The organism is Paenibacillus sp. YAF4_2, from assembly GCF_052113225.1.
Lineage (GTDB): Bacteria > Bacillota > Bacilli > Paenibacillales > Paenibacillaceae > Pristimantibacillus.
Genome location: NZ_JBFRCT010000005.1, coordinates 104,085 through 123,388 on the forward strand (window position 1 = coordinate 104,085; position 19,304 = coordinate 123,388).

At 45.8% G+C, this 19,304-nt stretch carries 17 protein-coding genes; 16 read left to right on the forward strand and 1 reads right to left on the reverse strand.

Translation table 11 applies throughout. From position 1 onward, the window contains the following. Window positions 1-174: 174 nt before the first annotated feature. The 9 genes from AB4Y93_RS13570 to AB4Y93_RS13610 all read left to right on the forward strand — a co-directional run bounded on the left by AB4Y93_RS13570 (window position 175) and on the right by AB4Y93_RS13610 (window position 10,929). Window positions 175-1,275 carry a hypothetical protein gene (locus tag AB4Y93_RS13570; protein WP_441892733.1) on the forward strand — a complete coding sequence of 367 codons (1,101 nt, stop codon included), beginning with the start codon at window positions 175-177 and terminating at the stop codon, window positions 1,273-1,275. 60 nt (window positions 1,276-1,335) lie between these two features. After that, a complete protein-coding gene (locus AB4Y93_RS13575; RefSeq protein ID WP_441892735.1) occupies window positions 1,336-4,497 on the forward strand; it encodes a DUF3427 domain-containing protein in 3,162 nt (1,053 codons plus the stop codon). A gap of 12 nt (window positions 4,498-4,509) precedes the next feature. Then, a complete protein-coding gene (gene mutT / locus AB4Y93_RS13580) occupies window positions 4,510-4,896 on the forward strand; it encodes an 8-oxo-dGTP diphosphatase MutT (protein ID WP_441892737.1) in 387 nt (128 codons plus the stop codon). A 1-nt stretch (window position 4,897) separates the two neighbouring features. Next, complete coding sequence (locus AB4Y93_RS13585; protein WP_441892739.1) at window positions 4,898-5,764, forward strand: phosphorothioated DNA-binding restriction endonuclease; 867 nt, start codon at window positions 4,898-4,900, stop codon at window positions 5,762-5,764. A gap of 98 nt (window positions 5,765-5,862) precedes the next feature. Beyond that, on the forward strand, window positions 5,863-6,150 hold the full coding sequence (locus AB4Y93_RS13590) for a hypothetical protein (protein WP_441892741.1): 288 nt from the start codon (window positions 5,863-5,865) through the stop codon (window positions 6,148-6,150). A gap of 30 nt (window positions 6,151-6,180) precedes the next feature. Then, on the forward strand, window positions 6,181-6,477 hold the full coding sequence (locus AB4Y93_RS13595; RefSeq protein WP_441892743.1) for a hypothetical protein: 297 nt from the start codon (window positions 6,181-6,183) through the stop codon (window positions 6,475-6,477). Window positions 6,478-6,707: 230 nt separating this feature from the next. Beyond that, the gene (locus AB4Y93_RS13600) at window positions 6,708-9,410 is read left to right on the forward strand and encodes a family 78 glycoside hydrolase catalytic domain (RefSeq protein WP_441892744.1); all 2,703 of its coding nucleotides are present in this window, start codon (window positions 6,708-6,710) and stop codon (window positions 9,408-9,410) included. 156 nt (window positions 9,411-9,566) lie between these two features. Next, the gene (locus AB4Y93_RS13605) at window positions 9,567-10,139 is read left to right on the forward strand and encodes an RNA 2'-phosphotransferase (RefSeq protein ID WP_441892746.1); all 573 of its coding nucleotides are present in this window, start codon (window positions 9,567-9,569) and stop codon (window positions 10,137-10,139) included. A gap of 4 nt (window positions 10,140-10,143) precedes the next feature. Continuing rightward, window positions 10,144-10,929 carry a TatD family hydrolase gene (locus tag AB4Y93_RS13610; RefSeq protein WP_441892748.1) on the forward strand — a complete coding sequence of 262 codons (786 nt, stop codon included), beginning with the start codon at window positions 10,144-10,146 and terminating at the stop codon, window positions 10,927-10,929. A gap of 44 nt (window positions 10,930-10,973) precedes the next feature. Here the strand turns inward: AB4Y93_RS13610 and AB4Y93_RS13615 are convergent, their stop codons facing one another. Continuing rightward, a complete protein-coding gene (locus AB4Y93_RS13615) occupies window positions 10,974-11,261 on the reverse strand; it encodes a hypothetical protein (protein WP_441892750.1) in 288 nt (95 codons plus the stop codon). A 122-nt stretch (window positions 11,262-11,383) separates the two neighbouring features. On the opposite strand from AB4Y93_RS13615, the gene AB4Y93_RS13620 reads away from it, so the two are divergent. From AB4Y93_RS13620 to AB4Y93_RS13650, 7 genes are all read left to right on the forward strand, one after another. After that, the gene (locus AB4Y93_RS13620) at window positions 11,384-11,875 is read left to right on the forward strand and encodes a hypothetical protein (RefSeq protein ID WP_441892752.1); all 492 of its coding nucleotides are present in this window, start codon (window positions 11,384-11,386) and stop codon (window positions 11,873-11,875) included. A 53-nt stretch (window positions 11,876-11,928) separates the two neighbouring features. Beyond that, window positions 11,929-12,684 carry an AraC family transcriptional regulator gene (locus AB4Y93_RS13625; protein WP_441892754.1) on the forward strand — a complete coding sequence of 252 codons (756 nt, stop codon included), beginning with the start codon at window positions 11,929-11,931 and terminating at the stop codon, window positions 12,682-12,684. 89 nt (window positions 12,685-12,773) lie between these two features. After that, window positions 12,774-13,724, forward strand: a complete 951-nt coding sequence (locus AB4Y93_RS13630) for a nucleoside hydrolase (protein ID WP_441892756.1) — start codon at window positions 12,774-12,776, stop codon at window positions 13,722-13,724. Window positions 13,725-13,905: 181 nt separating this feature from the next. Continuing rightward, complete coding sequence (locus tag AB4Y93_RS13635; RefSeq protein ID WP_441892758.1) at window positions 13,906-15,675, forward strand: histidine kinase; 1,770 nt, start codon at window positions 13,906-13,908, stop codon at window positions 15,673-15,675. Then, complete coding sequence (locus AB4Y93_RS13640; protein WP_441892760.1) at window positions 15,650-16,429, forward strand: response regulator transcription factor; 780 nt, start codon at window positions 15,650-15,652, stop codon at window positions 16,427-16,429. Before AB4Y93_RS13635 ends, AB4Y93_RS13640 begins: the two co-directional genes overlap by 26 nt. Before the next feature lie 188 nt (window positions 16,430-16,617). After that, on the forward strand, window positions 16,618-18,321 hold the full coding sequence (locus AB4Y93_RS13645) for a hypothetical protein (protein WP_441892762.1): 1,704 nt from the start codon (window positions 16,618-16,620) through the stop codon (window positions 18,319-18,321). Between the two features lie 74 nt (window positions 18,322-18,395). Then, window positions 18,396-19,298 carry an ABC transporter permease gene (locus AB4Y93_RS13650; RefSeq protein ID WP_441892764.1) on the forward strand — a complete coding sequence of 301 codons (903 nt, stop codon included), beginning with the start codon at window positions 18,396-18,398 and terminating at the stop codon, window positions 19,296-19,298. Window positions 19,299-19,304 lie beyond the last annotated feature (6 nt).

Below are 19,304 nucleotides of genomic sequence, written 5' to 3' on the forward strand. Positions count from 1 at the left end.
GAAGAATATATTTTATATTTTGAACTAGAGAAGTTCTTTTCTAGTTCTTTTTGTCTGTGTTAATAAATGGAAGGAATTAGTTGGGGTAGTAACGAATATTTCACAAGATTAAAAATAACTACAACGGACACACCAGGATTAGTGAAATAATAGTATAGATAAGGATTGATGAATTTGAGGATTGAAGACCAATTAAAAGCTATTAAAGAAGAGTTAAGAAAAGATGAATTTAATTTGCCTATTACTTATACTAGTTTGACTTATAAAGAGCTAATAAAAAATAAAAATCATTACTTTATTGAAGGGGCTAACCAGTTAAAATTAATAAATGTTCTTTCAGATGCTGAGATAAAAGTGATCAATAAAGTATGCGATGCAATTGAAAACTCACTCAATAAATATTATGAAGGACAACCTTCTGAAGCATATAATTTAATAAAACCAGCTATTGATCAAATAAGCTGTTATTTTGATAGTTTCCGATTATTTAATATAAGTGAAGGACCTAGATTATATAGAATAAGAAAAAATCAGAGCATGCTAACAAATAAAAAAGACTTATTTCATATTCCATTTGAAGAACGGACGCTTGTATCCACTCAAAGATATAGTATTCCAGGCTTTCCCTGCCTATATATGGGAAGTTCGATTTATACATGTTTAGAGGAATTGAGATCGGTTGGTACTACACAGGATGTATATGTTTCTTCATTTAAGATAAATAAAGGAGTAAGTTTTATTGATTTAGGTTGTCCCCCTAGAGTAGCGACGGCGACAGTAGATTCATTAATTAATAGTCCAGTTGAAAGATTTAATACATTAAAAGCAATATATGTTTGTTGGCCATTAATTGCTGCATGTTCCGTTCAGGTAAAAGAGGATAGTCGACCATTTAAACCTGAGTATATTATTCCTCAGCTTTTGCTGCAATGGGTTAGGAATTCGACACAATTTGAAGGGATTAGATTTTTTACATCTCGAAGCAGTAATTATAATAGAAGTGTTCGTTTGTATCAAAACTATGTATTCCCTGTAAAGGAAAATAAGGAACAGGGATATTGTGATAAACTAGTTGAAAACTTTAAATTAACTAACCCTATTAGTTTTAATCAGTTTCAGACAAGCTTTGATATTGAGTCCAACAAGGCTGTATATTTAGGAAAGGGGAGAAAGGGGACAATAGACTATAAAGGTGAAGGGACAGATTATCGAGGTTTGTATTATTCTTATTTAGAGGAAGAGTTAGAAAACCTTGATTACATGACTTTATATTGAGTGATTTTATGTTCTAGAACCTATTTGTATTTAACATACTTTCTATATGAGGTGTCCCCAATGAAACAAGGTCTCTACGAACAACTTATCAACAACGTAACCTTACAGCAGCTAACTTCACTGGACACCTCCGCCTTTGATATAGGCAAAGAACCATTAGATCCAGAAGAAGCAAGAAAGCTGCTTTCTAACTATATCGCTACCGTAACTCGTAGAGCCTTAAAGGCTGTTCGAGAGAACTCTGACACCGACGAAGAGGCAGTGCTCGCACAGGTTCGCGCGTGTAACGACATTATTTCCACCCTCAAAAACGTATTAGACCAGCAAGACTATGATGAGTTGCAGCTCGCTGAACAAGGAGAAGTACTAACCTATGTTTATGCGAAGCTCAACTCTATTCGTGCTGTTAAGGAAGAGAAGGTGCTTCGGCCAACCACTCCTTTATCGCAAAGCTCACTCTTCACAGGCTCTCATGCTGAGCCGAATATGTTAAGTGAATTAAAGCATGAGATCCTGACTTCGGATCGCATCGATTTCTTGGTGTCCTTCATCAAGTGGAGCGGCCTTCGTTGCATGATCGAGCAACTCGAGCAGTTTACGGCTAGAGGCGGGAAGCTGCGGGTCATCACGACTACATATATGGAAGCAACGGACTATAAGGCGATTATGGAGCTTAGCAAGCTGCCGAATACGGAGATCAAAATCTCTTACGACTCCACCCGGACAAGGCTTCATGCGAAGGCTTATGTTTTCAAGCGCGACACCGGTTTTACGACGGCATATGTGGGTTCTTCGAATCTTTCCAACCCAGCTCTAACAAGTGGCTTGGAATGGAACTTGAAGGTGACGGAGAAGGATTCCTACGACGTCCTCAAGAAAATCGAAGCGACTTTCGAGAGCTATTGGAATGATCGAGAATTCTCTGCATTCTCAGGAGACAACCCTATCCATGAGGAACAACTCAAACAAGCCCTGGGCAAAAATCACTCCAAAGACCAAGCCCAAGATGCGATGTTCTTCAAGTTCAGCATCCAGCCTTATGATTATCAGAAGGAGATTCTTGAGAAGCTGGAGGCAGAGCGGACGTTATACGGCAGGCATAAAAACTTGCTTGTAGCAGCAACTGGTGTCGGAAAAACCGTCATTTCAGCTTTTGACTATAGACGATTCGCTCAGCGTAACCCGCAACGAGCGCGACTTCTGTTCGTTGCTCATCGCGAGGAGATTCTGAAGCAGAGCTTGGATACGTTCCGTTTTATCCTAAAGGATTTGAATTTTGGGGACTTGCATGTAGGAGGTAATCAAGCAAAGGCGCTTGATCATCTTTTCATAAGTATTCAGAGCCTGAACTCAATGAAGCTAACGGAGATTACGACGCCGGATTACTATGATTTTATTATCGTGGACGAATTCCATCATGCGGCAGCACCATCTTATCAGAAGCTGCTCGCGCATTATCAGCCTCAAATCCTATTGGGCTTAACGGCTACGCCGGAACGGATGGATGGCAAGGATGTTCTACGCTATTTCGATGATACGATTGCTGCTGAGATCCGTCTGACGGATGCGATTGATCGGAAGCTGCTTTGTCCTTTTCAATATTTTGGCGTGAGTGATCATGTGGATCTCTCGCAGGTGAAGTGGACGAGACGTGGGTATGACCAGGCGGAGCTTGAGAACCTGTTCACAAACAACAAAATCCGTGCGACCCAAATCCTTAACAGCTTGAAGAAGTATGTGACCGATCTTAATGAGGTAAAAGGGCTTGGTTTCTGCGTTGGAGTCGAGCATGCACTTTATATGGCGAAGGTATTCAATGAAGCTGGTCTTCCTTCCATTGCTTTGCATGGTGGTTCGAGTGATGAGGATCGGGATCAGGTAAAGGGCAGACTTGTTTGTGGCGAGATCAAAATGATCTTTGTCGTAGACCTCTATAACGAAGGCGTAGATATTCCAGAAGTGAACACGGTTCTGTTCCTTCGTCCAACGGAAAGCTTGACCGTATTCCTCCAGCAGCTAGGTCGGGGATTACGCCTGGCAGAAGGCAAAGAATGCTTAACGGTGCTAGATTTTATCGGACAAGCTCATAAGGAATATAACTTCCAGGACAAGCTTCGAGCCTTACTCGGCAAGACGAAGCATTCTGTTCAACACTACGTGGAGAATGGCTTCTCTAGTCTCCCGAGAGGCAGTTTTATTCAACTGGAAAAGGTTGCTCGGGATTACATTCTGAAGAGCTTGAAGCAAGCGACTAATAACCGTCGAAGCTTAATTCATAAGATGAAGTATTTTGAAGGGGACACGGGGCAAAAGCTTACCATCGCAAGCTTCCTCCGTTATCACGGACTTAGCATTCAGGAGTTATATGGTGGCCGGACAGGTAATCGTACTTTCTGTGGCTTAATGGTAGAAGCAGAGCTTATGGGACCATTTGAATTCAAAAACGGAGAGTATTTAACGAAGCGAATTCCTGCATTGTTAAGCTTAAATTCACGAAGATTATTGCGATTCCTCATTGCGTATCTCTCTGGGGAAAAACAAACCGTTACCGATGAAGAGCAGCTTATGCTGAACCTGTTCTATTATACGTTTTATCGGTCTGAGCCTAAGAAGCATGGCTTCGAGACAATAGAGCATGGCATTCAGTCCATTGTGGCCAGTCCACAGTTCCGTGAGGAGATAATAGAGATTCTTCAATATAACGATTCGCATATTAGCTTCGTTGATGAGTCGAATACCTTCCCGTATGCTTGTCCGTTAGACGTGCATTGCAGTTATTCCACGGATCAGGTGCTGGCTGCGTTTGGCTATTGGAATGAGGAGAAGTCACCAGCCTTTCGTGAGGGCGTTAAATATTTCGATGATAAAGAAACGGATATTTTCTTCATCACGTTAAATAAGTCAGATAAAGATTTTTCTCCGTCTACGCTGTATGAGGACTATGCGATTAATGAGCGGTTGTTCCATTGGCAAACGCAGAGCCGTACGTCTGAAGAGTCGAAAACCGCACAAAGATATATTCATCATCGTCAGCTCGGGACTCGTATTTGCTTATTTGTTCGGGAATACAAGGAAGAGAGTAACTACACTTCTCCGTTTGTTTTCCTGGGCGAAGCGGAGTACGTCAGACATGAAGGCAATAAGCCAATGAGCTTCGTATGGAGGCTCAAGACAGAAATGCCGCCAGCCCTTGTGCCAGCGGCGAATAAAGCGATTGTTTAGGACGTGAATGACATGATCGAGGTTGCTGCAGCTATTATAGAAAACGGGCAAGGACAGATTTTGATCGCGAGAAGGAAGCAAGGGAAATCTCAAGCTGGCATGTGGGAATTCCCTGGCGGCAAGATTGAAGTAGGCGAAACGGCAGAAGATTGCCTAAAGCGGGAGCTGCTTGAGGAGATGCACATCGGGATCAACCCTTACGCGTATTTCGGGGTCAATGATCATCACTATGGCTCAACGCATATTCGGCTCATTGCATATAAAGCGACTTTCATGAGCGGTGAGATTGAATTGGTTGATCATGATGAGTACCGTTGGATCAGTAGTGTGGAGCTCAAGGAGTTTACTTTTGCCCCGGCAGATATTCCGTTCGTAGAGAAGCTGGAGGAAGGGAAATAGCATGGAGGCTAATGAGCTTAAGGACAAGATTGCGAACCTATCGATCTGGAAAAAGAACGGGCAGCGAGCTCCGCATAAGCCATTGTTAATCCTGTTAAGCTTAGCCCAGTTCCAACAGCAACATACAATTTTGCCTTATGAGATGGTTAGGGAGAAGCTGAAAAAGCTGCTTATCGAGTTTGGTCCGGCTAGAAAGTCTTATCATCCAGAAGAGCCTTTTGTCAGGCTTTCGACCGACGGAATATGGGAGCTTAGTCAGTCCGTAGATAAGAAGAGCTTTTCGGACAAGCTTCTGCTGTCTGAGCATGTATCTGGTGGATTCAACAGCGATGTGTTGAAGCTGCTTCATAATAATAGCTTGCTATCTCAGGAGCTTGCGGAAATGCTGTTAACGGAACATTTTCCAGATAGTATTCATCAAGATATTCTAGACGAGATAGGACTCGACTTCTCCATTAAGCGGAAAAGACCACGTGATCCGAACTTTAGAGACCGCATTCTGAGGGCATATGAATATAGCTGCGCGGTGTGCGGCTTTAATGTGCGGTTAGGTAATAATTTGGTCGCCATAGATGCTGCTCATATCCAATGGCATCAAGCCGGTGGGCCAGACGTTGAGGATAACGGAATCGCGTTATGCTCTTTGCACCATAAGTTGTTCGACCGTGGCGTATTTACGATAACCGATGAGAGGGAACTGCTCGTTGCGGAGCAGGCTCATGGAACCAATGGCTTTAATGAGTGGCTGATGAGATATCATGGTCACAAGGTTCGCGAACCGATTAACCCGGACTACATGCCGAAGGATGACTTCGTTCACTGGCATTTTCGTGAGGTGTTTAGAGGTCCGGCGAGATATAAGGTGTAGGAGATTCGTTATAAAAGCTTAGCCAGTGATATTCTGATGGTTGAGCTTTTCTTTTAAATGAATGATCTACAGAATAATCCAATAGAGTAGGTGAATAAATGTTCAAAAGAAAATGGCCATTTGAGGATCCGAAAAATGTAGCCATCTTGACTATCGATAAAATAATGAAGCGTGAAGGCCCAGTTCTGTATGTGACACATGATGAAGAAGATGGAATGTGGCAGTTCCTTGATGGTGAAGATGTAATTGAAGAGGAGGCACGTATATTATCGTTAAAACAAATGGTCGATATTGATCCAAGTTTAATTCAACTCTCAGACCTTCCCCTTGGTTGGATAGCATGGAGAGATACTCAAGATAGTGAGTGGGTTAGAGCACGAAGATAAACATTGTAATTGAACGTAGGGAGATCGACTATGGAGACGATACGGTCAGTCAAAGCTATTATTTCATGGGATAGAGATCCAACCAAGTATGAGCTTAATATTTGGCTGCGTGATCTAATTGTGCACTTTGGGATTATTGAGGGTAGACAGTTGATGGGAGATGCTTGGACTGTATCAGTTAGAGTTACAGGTTTTATTGAGGGTACTTGGGATACGTATGCGGATGTAGGATTTATAGTTGATGAAGCTCCCTGGCATGAACTTGTCAGTGGGTACACCTTTAGGCTATGGGCAGGTAAAGAGATTGCGACTGTTAAGATCCTATAGTTTACTTATGGAAGTCGCATAGTCTGCGGCTTTTTTTGTTTTATATATTGTTTCCATAAGAATAAGGGTCGCGTGACCTTTTTTAGTTTGTATGCGTTTTATGGTTTAATCGTTAAAGTTAGTATGTTATTATGTGGGTATTAATCAGTCTATGTGTATACTAACTAATCTCTTTTTGAAAGCGAATACAACTCATACTTATCCTTAATCAGTAGAAGGGGACTACGATCATGGAAAAGATTATTCGATTGCGGTGCGAGTATAATCAGAATCCTATTGGTGTGCAAACTAGCGAGCCTCGTTTTAGTTGGGAACTCGACACCACCAAACGCGGCAGAAGGCAGGCTGCTTATCAAATTATCGTATCTGAGAACGAAAAGGATGCACTTGCTGGGATCGGCGAGCTATGGGATTCCGGAAAAGTCGCTTCTGCGGAAACCTTCCACATTACATATGCGGGCAAGCCGCTGGTTAGCGGTCAACGCTGTTTCTGGACGGTCAGATGTTGGGATCAAGACGGAGAGTTATTTGAGGTTGATGCACCCGCTTTTTTTGAAATGGGTATTCTCAGCCCTGATGAATGGACTGCACAATGGATTGGGGCAGATGAGAAGATCGCAGCTCCATTATTCAGGAATACCTTTCACATTGAGAAAGCAGTCAAGCAGGCTACCGTGTTCGTGTCGGGACTTGGTTACTTTGAGCTTTATATGAATGGCAATCAGATGGGGGACCACGTCCTTGTTCCGAACTGGACGGATTATGATGATCGCCAAATCGAGGGATTGCTGTATCCTTTCGATGATCGTACTTCCAAGCGGGTCAATTATATGCAATATGCTGTGACCGGCAACATCCAGCAGGGAGAGAATGCGATTGGAGTCATGCTGGGGAACGGTTTCTACAATCAGACGGAGAGAACGGTTGAAGGAACAATGAGCTACGGCGCTCCCCGGCTGATATTGCAACTGGTCGTTACGTATGAGGATGGTACAGTTGACTGCATTCGTAGCGATGAAAGCTGGAAAAGTAGCGCTGGGCCGATTGTGTTCAATAACGTTTTCTACGGAGAAAAATATGATGCGAGGCTCGAACAGCCTGGCTGGAACGAAACTAATTTTGATGATTCATCTTGGGACAATGCCCGCCTGGTCCGTGCTCCGAGAGGACAGCTAACAGCACAGATGTCTCCCCCGGATAAAAAAATTAGCACGATCGTTCCGGTCTCCCGTGTCGAAGTGCGACCAAATGTCTATGTCTTTGATTTCGCTCAAAACTTCTCCGGTTGGGTGCGCATTCGCATGCAGCAAGGAAATGCCGGGCAGCAGATCACGCTGAGGTTTGCAGAGAATTGCAGCGATAATGGCGGACTTGACACGTTAAGCTGTGGAGGAGACGACCAAGTCCAGGCCGATACTTACATAATGAAGGGCCAAGGAATAGAGCAATACGAACCACGATTCGTCTGGCATGGTTTTCGTTATGTGGAGCTCACCGGATATCCCGGCATACCAGCGCTGACGGATCTCGATGGCGTAGTTGTGCATGCCTCTGTCGAACCCATTGGCGAATTCACCTGCTCTGAACCATTACTGAATAAGGTGCAGAACGCTTATCGTTGGTCGCAGCTTACCAATATGCATGGAGGCGTGCCAAGCGATTGTCCGCATCGAGAGCGGCTCGGATACACAGGTGACGGGCATTTAACCGCTGAAGCGGCTGGCTATAACTTTGATATGGCTGCATTTTATACGAAATGGATTGGAGATATTAGTGATTCTCAGAACAAAGAGACAGGCTTTGTCCCGCACACAGCTCCGTTTAATGGAGGCGGAGGCGGCGTAGCTTGGGGATCGGCCTATATCATCATGCCATGGATGATGTATCGCACGTATGGAGATCGGCGCTTGCTCACTGAACATTATGAAGGTATGAAAAGCTGGATCAGTTATTTGGGCACGCGCAATCGAGGAGGCTATTTGGTCGAGTTTGAAGAGCCCGACAGCTGGTTTTTGGGCGATTGGTGTATCCCTGGGGAGAATAAGCTGCCCCCTCTGCTCGTGAGCACTTTCTATTGTGCCTATACGGTGAACATCATGTCCAAGATTGCTGGAGTGCTGGGTCAAAAAGAAGATCAAGAGCAGTACACGGAGCTGTTTGGTCATATATGCACATCGTTTAATGAGACGTTCTTTAATCCCGAAACGGCGTGCTACTCCATTGGGCAGCAGGGTGCCGATCTGTTCCCGTTCGTTCTGGGCTGTGTTCCCGAAGGGTATGAAGATAAAGTGTGGCAGCGGGTATTGAAGCATTACCGTGAAGATCTACGCGGGCATTTGGATACCGGTATATTTGGCACCTCCTTCTTGTTCGACCTGCTGAGTGAACGAGGAGAGACGGATTTAGCATTGGGAATGGTGCTGACTAGAGAATATCCCGGCTACGGATATATGATCGAAAATGGTGCCACCACCCTATGGGAATCATGGGACGGACATGACTCCCATAATCACCCGATGTTCGGGAGTGTCAGCGCTTGGTGTTACAAGCATTTGGCCGGATTAGCTCCACATTCAGAAGCCGTCGCATTCGACCAAGCTGTCTTCAAGCCGTTTCGCGTTGAGGGCTTAAGCCATGCATTTGCTTCGATCCATACGATTCGCGGACAGTATACCGTTCGTTGGTCCACAGAAAACAGCGGCAGCTGGGAATGCGAGATAAAGATACCGCCCAATTGCTCCGCAGAGGTCTATTTTCCGATAAAAAGTCATGGTGCCCTTATATCGTCGATTTTCGAGCAAGGAAGCAATCAGACCATTTGGCCACGATCCGATTCGGATAATCTAGCCGATTCAATCCAATTGAGGCTGGATACGAATGATGTGGTTGTCGTTCTTGGTTCAGGCAGCTACGCGTTTCAAGTGACAGTTTAAGCAGGAGTATATTGTGCCTGAACCATCCTTTGGTTCAGGCCTTTTTTTGTGCGAACATTCCGGTAAAAACAATTAATCCCGCCTATTGCAGCATGGTAGAAGCTATAATCAAATTAATGGAAATTAAAGTGAATTGAAGAAGGTGCAATAAAAACCATGCTAATAAAAGCGATGGAAGAAAGCTTAAGTAAACTAATGACCAAAATCCTTAGGCACACTCCTGGGGAGTTTGGCGTTGTCTTGGAGCCTGAGGACGGTTCATGTTCAATACGTACTTTATTAGAAGCCATACAGGCTCAGCCCAAATGGGCGAGCATTTCAATGGATGATATCGAGCAGGTAGTTCGTAACTCGGAAAAGCAGCGTTTTGCCATTGAGGGTGAGCGCATAAGGGCAAGGTATGGTCATAGTCATGAAAGAGTGCAATATCCAGCCGGAGAACCTCCTGCGATTCTATACCACGGTACGAATAAGAAAGCTCTTGCCTCTATTTTAATGGAAGGGCTGAATCCGATACATCGGCAGTATGTTCATTTGTCGGAGAGCACAAATTTTGCAACACTAGCGGGGAGTCGAAGGGGAGAGTTAGTCTTATTAAAAATCGATACATTGCATGTGAAGCGATCAGGGATCGAATTTTATTTTGCTGGCAACGAAGTATGGTTGGCTGATCGAGTACCGCCTGAGTGTTGCTTGGTTATACTATCCAACGATGAAGAGGAGCATTGAAGCCATGAGTGATCCAATTATAGATATCGGCGTTAATTTGATGCACCGTTCCTTTCACCAAGATCGTGATCAAGTCGTTGCAAGAGCAGTAGAAAACAACGTTACACCATTGATCATTACAGGGACGAGCCTCAGAAACAGTATCGACGCAGCCAGCTATGCCGGGCAGAATGCCAAAAAGCTGTACTCCACAGCAGGAGTGCATCCCCATGATGCGAAGAGCTGTAATGAAGAAACAATCATAAAGCTTCGGGAATTAGCGGCGCTGCCGCAGGTCGTCGCGGTTGGGGAATGTGGGCTAGACTATAACCGAGATTTCTCACCAAGGGATGTGCAGCGGAAGTGGTTCGGCGAACAAATTCGTTTGGCACAGGAGCTAGATATGCCCTTGTTTCTCCATGAGCGGGAAGCATTTGGAGATTTTATAGGGATGCTTAAAGAGCATGCCGTGCAAAAAGCAGTCGTTCATTGTTTTACCGGTAATCAGTCTGAGCTGAAGGCCTATCTGGATCTGGGATTCCATATTGGGATAACGGGTTGGATTTGTGATGAACGCAGAGGTAAGCATCTGAAGGAGCTTGTACAAATGATTCCGCTCGATCGGCTTATGATTGAGACGGATGCACCGTTCCTGACCCCTCGAGATCTGAAGGTAAAACCGGTGGATGGAAGGAATGAGCCTGCAATCCTTCCGCATAATTTGCAAGCGGTAGCTCATTGCATAGGTAAACCGGCAGATGAGGTAGCGAAAGCCACAACGCAGACGGCAAAAGAGTTTTTCCGTATCTAATGAAAAAACACAAGCGCCGGGCTTCCCTTGACCGACGCTTGTGCTTATTTCCTTCTATATTGCTTTTCCCAGTCGTTGATGACTTCGGCTCGAGTCATTTCTTGATCCCGTGAGCAGTCAGATGTCTCCCATTCGAGAATGGCTTGTTGCTTGGTTTTGTAAAAACGGTAATCGCAAATATCCCAGGAACAGTAGAGCTTTCGATACCACTTACCGTTCTGAATGTTATCTGTAAAGCGGCGTACCGCTTTGGCTGCTTTTCGTTTAGCCCAGATTGAATTTGGTGTAGTCTGTTCGGTCCATGCTGGTGATTTTTTATAACTTTTGCTCATTACTCTCTAACCTCCTTGGGGGAAGCTAGAGCCCGTCTAATATTTTCATTGTTCACCTCAATCTGAAGTTAGCTGTGCATATATAAACGCTGTCGATCGAAAAATGTTTCTTCTATAGAAAGGTGGTTAATGCTATAAAATATTTTAAATCCAGTTTGTGGTCAGCGATAAATTCATCCAATCCAGAAGAGCAAGAGAGAGCGGAAGCAGAGTGGAGGGAGAATGACAAACAATACTGGGCAGAGTACTCGAAGTTAGAAGACAGGCTGGACAAAGAACTATTTGAGTTCTTCCGTACATTTAGTTTTCATGATTATGACTTGAAGGAATATAAGATCGTTCAATCGCAGCATAATGACAAGAAGATCGTGGACTTGTCTATCGTCGTGACGGGTGCCAGTGACGAGTGGATTCTCAAATATAACAATATAAGCAGAGTTGGAATAACGATGGAACCATCCGATCGCTTAGGTCACAGAGGTTTTGACGATTGGGGCTACGATGAGCTGCTAATTGTAGACGAAAAGACTCTTTCACACGAGATCCTCTTTGCTTCGGGGGCTGAGTTACTTGTACATTTTCCGTACAAAGGACTAATCGTAAAACAGAATTAATTCTCCCTTTTTTGCTATACTGGGACTAACTTCCGAATACAAGGAGGACCCTCATGAACTGCTCCTTTGATTTTCTTTATCATTTTGTCCGGGAGGCGGACAGCTTTATCGACTTCCATACGCATGCCAGTTATGAGATAGTCTATTACATCAGCGGCAGCGGAACGACGCAAATCGGTAAATCCGTCTATGCATATGCGCCTGGAACGTTTACAATCATTCCCCCACACACGAAGCATAATGAATATCGCCATACCGAAAGCGAAGTGTTGTTCGCCTGCTTCTCCTACGATAACGCCATGTTTAACCTCATTAATGGACTGTATATTGATCATGACCACAAGCTAGAGCATTTGCTTCGGGCGATGCAGGAGGAGCTTGGCAGCAAGCGCAATTATTATCATCTGACGCTGCACGGCCTTCTTTGCCAGGCTATTGCGGAGATTGGCCGCTTGGTAGATACCACAGACAGTGCTGGAACAACGAACGATAAAGTTAACTATGCTAAAAACTTTCTGGAGCAGTATGCGTCGGAATCTATTGATCTTCAGGCGATTGCCAGCAGCTTAGGGTATAGCTACGACCATTTTCGCCATTTCTTCAAAAAGGAAACCGGCTACTCACCTAACCAGTTCGTGATACGGAAGCGGGTGGAGAATGCCAAGGCGCTGCTTCTTCACACCGAGAAGTCGATGATCGAGATTGCCCATGAATGCGGGTTTAGCAACGCGCCTCAGTTCAGTATGCTGTTCAGTAAACATACCGGTGTAGCTCCCCGTGCTTTTCGAATGGATAACCAGATCGTATAAGAATACAGCCGAATTCGGCTAGTTTCAGCCAGCCTCTCTATTTATGATGAGAATAGATATACTATTCTGAGCAAAATGGAGTGATTGCCATGAACTATCCTGTCATTTCTGATTCTATACGTTTAAGCCGACTTGCGCCTCCTGCAGGCCAAGTGCGCGCTGTACTTGATACCGATACGTTTAACGAGATTGATGATCAGTTTGCTCTTGTCTATGCGCTGCTTTCACCGGAACGAATTAAGCTGGATGCGATCTACGCGGCACCTTTCTGGAACGATCTGTCCGATGGACCAAAGGACGGCATGGAGAAGAGCTATGAAGAGATAGGCAGAATCCTGACTCGGCTGGGCCGCGAGGAGGAAGGCTATGTTTTCCGCGGTTCGGACAGTTATTTACCTGGAGCAGCAACTCCAGTAGACAGCCCGGCAGCCCGTGATCTTGTCCAAAAGGCGCTTGCAGCACCTGATGATGAGCCGCTCTATGTGATCGCGATTGGAGCAATAACGAACATTGCATCGGCGATTCTGCTCGAGCCTTCTATTATAAGTAAGATCGTTGTCGTCTGGCTTGGCGGCCATCAGCTGTCCTGGCGAGATACGAAGGAATTCAATCTGGCTCAAGATATTCATGCCTCGCGGGTGATGTTCGACAGCGGGGTGCCGCTGGTTCTTGTTCCGTGCCATGGTGTTGCTTCGCATCTGATTACGACGCTGCCAGAAATTAAACATTTTGTGCAAGGCCAAGGAGAGATTGGTGCTTTCCTCACGGAACGGTACGAAGGTTGCTGCAGTGATCATTACGGGTATTCCCGCGTCATCTGGGATTTATCTGCCGTCGCTTATCTGGTAGATCCGTCTCTAGTTCCTGCTGATCTTGTTCACAGTCCTGTGTTGACCGATCAGGTAACGTGGAGCGTGGATACACGCAGGCATCTGATTCGCTGCGCCAGCGCGGTGCACCGTGACGGTATCTTCAAGGATCTCTTCCGTAAGCTGGAGCATGCCGCCGCGGAAACGAAGCTGCAGGAAACGGGTGCGTAGACGTTGGAGCAAAATCGTGTGCTAAACGTCGGCAGTATTGGATTTTGGTAGTTTCGGATGATTATGGAAGCACTTCAATGAACGTAAGTGGATAAAGAAGGACCGGCATGTCACTTTCATAAAAGGACTGCATCGGTCCTTTTCTATTTTTCAGCGGATGAAATAGACAGGAGGGGAAGACGTGCGCACCAAAAAATCTCACTCGCTCAAGAGGCGGGCTTATTTTTTTCTCATCTTAAGCTCGTTAATACCACTTTCCCTGATCGGCTATATTTCGTATCTCTCTCTCTATTCCCTTCATAACGAGAATATCGACGACGGCGTACGCAGTAATGTGAAGCAGCTTCAGATCAGCATGAATAATGTGTTCAACAACTTGGAGGATGCTGCGCTTCAGCTTGCCATGTACAACGGGAAGGTTGCGGATGATATCGAAACTTTCATGAATACGGACGACTTTATGACCAAGTATGAGATGAAAAAAGCGGTTATCGACAATATCTCTCCGATCAATGCCGCAAAGCCCGATCTTGGCCTCATTTTCTTCTATTATGCGAATAAGAACCAGGTACTGTTCGAGAACCAGAGCGTTAAGGAAGCATTTAGTCCGAAGATTCTTCCTGAACTAGGGAGTGGCATTAACGCTACCTATTACGGACCACATGAGACGGGGCGCGCCTCGGGAGATTCGATGGTATTCTCGATTGCACGCAAGGTGAATTTGATCGATGGGGCGGACATGTACGTTTATATGGAGACTAGCCTGAAGCTGTTCGAGGACTTGCTGCAGTCGCAGCAGTATAAGCTGTCGGTCTCTAGCATTTTGCTTAATCAGGAAGGGCGCGTTATGTACAGTCAGCTTGAGGATCAGTTCCCGATCGGGCAGCAGATAGCGGTGAATAAGCTGAATGCAACCGGCAAGTCGGCGACGATCAAGCAAGGCTACTATGTCTACTCCCAGCAAGGAGAGCAAGGCTGGTACATACTAGCTGCCGTCAATAAAAAAGAATACAGCGCCGATGTGTACCAATGGATGAATAAGTTCGTTCTGCTGTCGCTGCTCTCCATCTTGATCAGCCTGCTGCTGGGGTTCTCGATCTGGCGAATTGTGTACAAGCCGCTTCGCATGATTAACAAGGAAATTTTGCTCGTGACGCGCAGTAAATTCAATACGAAGGCAAAAACAACAGGCATTATCGAGTTCGATGGCGTACTCGAGCAATTTTATATGATGCGGGGCAGGCTGTCCGAGCTGTTCAAGGAACTAGAGGAGAAGGAACGGAAGAAACGAATCGTGGAAGTTGAGAAGCTGATGCATCAGATCAATCCGCATTTTTTACATAACACCTTGAACACCGTGCAGTGGCTGGCGCGCATGAACGGGCAGCATGAAATCGACCGGCTGGTCGCCTTGTTCACCCGTGTGTTGCATTACAATCTCGGAAAGGAAGGCGGTATCGTTCAACTGATTGAGGAGATTGCCGTCCTGCAGGACTATATTGATTTGCAGCGTATCCGGTACGCCTACCATTTTGATGTGCAGCTTCAGGTAGATCGGAATCTTGCAGATGTTCAGGTTCCGCGCTTTATTATGCAGCCGATCGTGGAGAACGCGATCTATCATGGTCTGAAGGACGAAAGCGGCTGTATTCGTATCGACGTCTATCAGGAGGAAGGCTTCCTCATTATTGTAGTGAAGGATAACGGAGAGGGAATGAGTGAAGAGGACATTAGACGATTGCTCGTGGAGCAGTCAGATGCGCATAAGAAAGTCGGGATGGGTATTGGGCTGAGCTATGTCAAACATATGCTTGATGTCTATTATGGCGATGTAGCTTCAATGAACATTATCGGTACGAAAGGAAGCGGCACGACATTTGAGCTGCGGATTCCCATATACGGTCCGTATAAAAAGGAGGCGCCTAATGATCCATACGTTAATTTTGGATGACGAAATATACGCTAGAAAAGGATTAATATCCGTGCTGCCCTGGGAGAAGCATGGGTTCAAAATCATCGGTGAAGCAAGCAGCGGCGAGAAGGCGTTGGAATTCCTTCGGAATCATGAGACGGATGTCGTATTTACCGATCTGACCATGCCCGGCATGTCGGGCTTTGAATTTATGAAGGAGGCGCTTAAGGAGCATCGCGAGTTAAAGGCTGTTGTGCTGACCTGCCATCAGGATTTTGGCTGTATTCAAGATGCATTACGACTTGGCGCGATTGATTATATTGTGAAAACCCAGCTGGAGAAGGAGAAACTGGAGGAGGTGCTGGAGCGGATTGCGACGCGAGTGAAGCATGGTCAGCCTAGCCATCATCACCATGATCTATTCCCGGATCACAACAACGAGAGTCGTAAAAAGTATTCCGATGAAGTGGTCAGCAGCATCCGCCATGCAGTGAAATTCATTAATGATCATGTGCTGGGAGGCATTCATCAGGAGGAAGCAGCCCGTGCAGCCAATATGAGCAGAGGCTACTTCAGCACCTGCTTCAAGGATATTGTCGGCACGCCGTTTGGCGATTATGTCCGCAGCCGTAAGATCATGAAGGCGGAGGAGCTGCTGCTTCAGACGACCAAACCGATCTATTGGATTGCTGATCAGCTTGGCTTCCAGGACGAGAAATACTTCAGCAAGCTGTTCCGCGAGCAGATTGGCAGAACGCCGACCGAATATCGGGAGCAAGGCGGCAAGCCATGAATGAAGCTGGCGCATAACCGGCAGGGAGAGAATTTTATGCTGACTTAGTAGGATGATTGTCATCTCTTTGGAAAATTCCGGCTACATTTTCCCCCTCTTCTAATGATCGTTATCTATCTCTCACCACAAATGAAAGCGCTTATAATCAAGGTGTGAAACGCCATAATGGTTCCAAAAGGGGGATTAAGGTGAAACGGACGCTCAAGGCAGGGGTATCAACTTCATTACTCGTGGCACTAATGTTGTCGGCGGCATGCAGCAATTCGAATAATCAAGGAAGCGGAGAATCGCCGAAGAATAGTGCAGCCAATAATGCGGCCGCAACGGCAACCGCAGCGCCGGCTGAGAAGCCGGATCCTTACAGTAAGATGCCGGAATTGGTTGAGTTTACGACAGGCAATACGATATCAACAGAGGTAAATATGCCGGCAGGAGAGAGCTTTGAGAACAATGATGTGCAGAAGTGGTTCGAAGAGAATCTGAATGTGAAGCCGAAGCTGGCTTGGACAACAAGCGACCAGAACTTCGCCTTCGAGCAAAAAGTTAATTTGCTGATCGCAGCTAATACCATCCCCGATGTCCTCACAATTAACGTAGAGCCAAACGGCCTGAACATCCTTAGCAAGCTTGTGAAGGCAGGCATGGTGGAGGACCTGACGCAGGTATACAACGATTACGCTTCCCCTTATTTAAGAGACAGCATGAAGCTTGGCGGCGATGATGTGTTTGACCCGGTTACTTTCGACGGCAAGCTATACGCCATTCCTTCCTTATCGGATATCGAAACGGCTATCCCAGTTGTATGGACGCGCAAAGATTGGCTGGATCAAGCCGGGCTTCAGGAGCCGCAGACGCTTGACGATGTTGAGACGGCATTAAAGGCCTTCAAGGCAATGGGCAAGTCAGGCCAGCTGCCAACTCAGCAAAATATCTACAATTCAGATACGGCTTCGTTCGATTTTGTATTCGGCGCTTATAACTCCTATCCGGGTCAGTGGATCAAAGGGGATGACGGCAGTATCGTATACGGCTCGATTCAGCCTCAAGTGAAGGATGCTCTAGCCCGTCTGGCCAAATGGTACAGCGAAGGACTTGTTGCGAAGGACTTCATGATGAACGACAGCAATAAAGCTGTGGAGGCGGTTGCCAAAGGATCAGCGGGAATTTTTGACGGTTCCTGGTGGGCGCCATGGTATCCGCTGCCGGATTCGGTGAAGAACGATCATAACGCTGTTTGGCAGGACACTGTCCTGAAGGGCGAAGACGGTATCGCGCATGCAAGAGGATACGGCAAGATCAGATCATTTGTCGTCATTAAGAAAGGCTTCAAGCACCCAGAGGCGATTATGAAGGTGCTTAATGTCGCCCAAGATGCTAATGCGAAGAAGCTGGACTGGTACAACAAGCTTACCTTCGAAGCAGGCGGCAAATATACGGACGCGAAGATGGGGCTGCTCCCAGTATCGATAAGTGCGAAGAATCCACATGAAATTTCCAACCGCTATAAGGATATTATGGCTGTGCTGAACGGTGAGAAGGATGTAAGTACGGCTGAACCGGAGACACAGGCACAGGTGAAGACCATTCAGACGTATCAGGCGGCAGCGGATCCATTCGCCGATATGGCACTTTGGAGCGGGGCGAACAATTTCTATGTAGGTGCTGCCGGTCTCTCCAAAAATCCGGTTCAGCAGACGCTGCCAGCTTTTATCGGTACGACGGATCTGATGCAGAAGAAGAAAACAGCTCTTGATGATCTGGAGAAGCAGACGTTCCTCGAGATTATTACCGGCAAAAAAACGGTGGATGACTTCGACAGCTTCGTCACGAAGTGGAAAAGCATGGGCGGCGATGAAATTACGGCTGAAGTGAACACAATCGCCAGCAAATAATAGCCATTCAAACAAGTGCTGGGAAAGCACGCTTATACTCAGCACTTGTTTGGTACGAATAGAGGTGGAGCGAATTGCTAAAGCCAACGCGAAATAAAGAAGTGATCCACTATCATATCATGCTGTTTCCGGTTATTTTATTTCTGGTTATATTCAGTATCTATCCGACGCTTGGCTCAATTATGGCGTTCAAGAGCTTTGATCCGACCAAAGGCATATGGGGTTCGCCATGGGCAGGCTTGGAAAATTTCAGAAGCTTGTTCGAGATTCCGGACTTCAAGCGGATTACCGTCAATACGATTACGATTTCTGTCGTGAAGATCATCTTAAACGTCTCTTGTGCACTCGCGTTCGCCTTGCTGCTGAATGAGACGAGAGTCAGATGGTTTAAGCGTTCGGTACAGACCGTTGTGTACTTACCTTTCTTCTTGTCGTGGGTCATCATGGCCGGTATCTTCAAAGATTTCTTCTCCGTAGAGGGATTAATCAACGGGCTTATCGGGCGATTGTCCGACAACGAGCCGATATTGTTCTTCACCAGCAAGTCATGGTTCATGATCATTATTTATTTGACCGACGTGTGGAAAGGCTTCGGATTTAATGCGATCGTCTTTCTGGCAGCCTTAACAAGCATTAATCCAAGTCTCTATGAAGCGGCTGAGGTTGACGGTGCATCAAGGTGGCGCAAATTGAGTCATATTACGCTGCCGAGTATAAGACCAACCATCGTCCTGATCTTGATCTTGAGCCTGCAAGGCATATTGAGCGGCGGCTTTGACCAGATTTTTAACCTTTATAATCCGCTCGTCTACTCGGTTTCGGATATTTATGATACGTACATTTATCGGATGGGATTCCAGAACAACCAATATGAATTCGCTACTGCTGTAGGGCTTTTCAGATCAGCGGTTGCCTTTATATTTATTTTCTTATCGCAATGGCTGGCTGAGAAATATGGCGATTATAAGGTGTTCTAGAAGGAC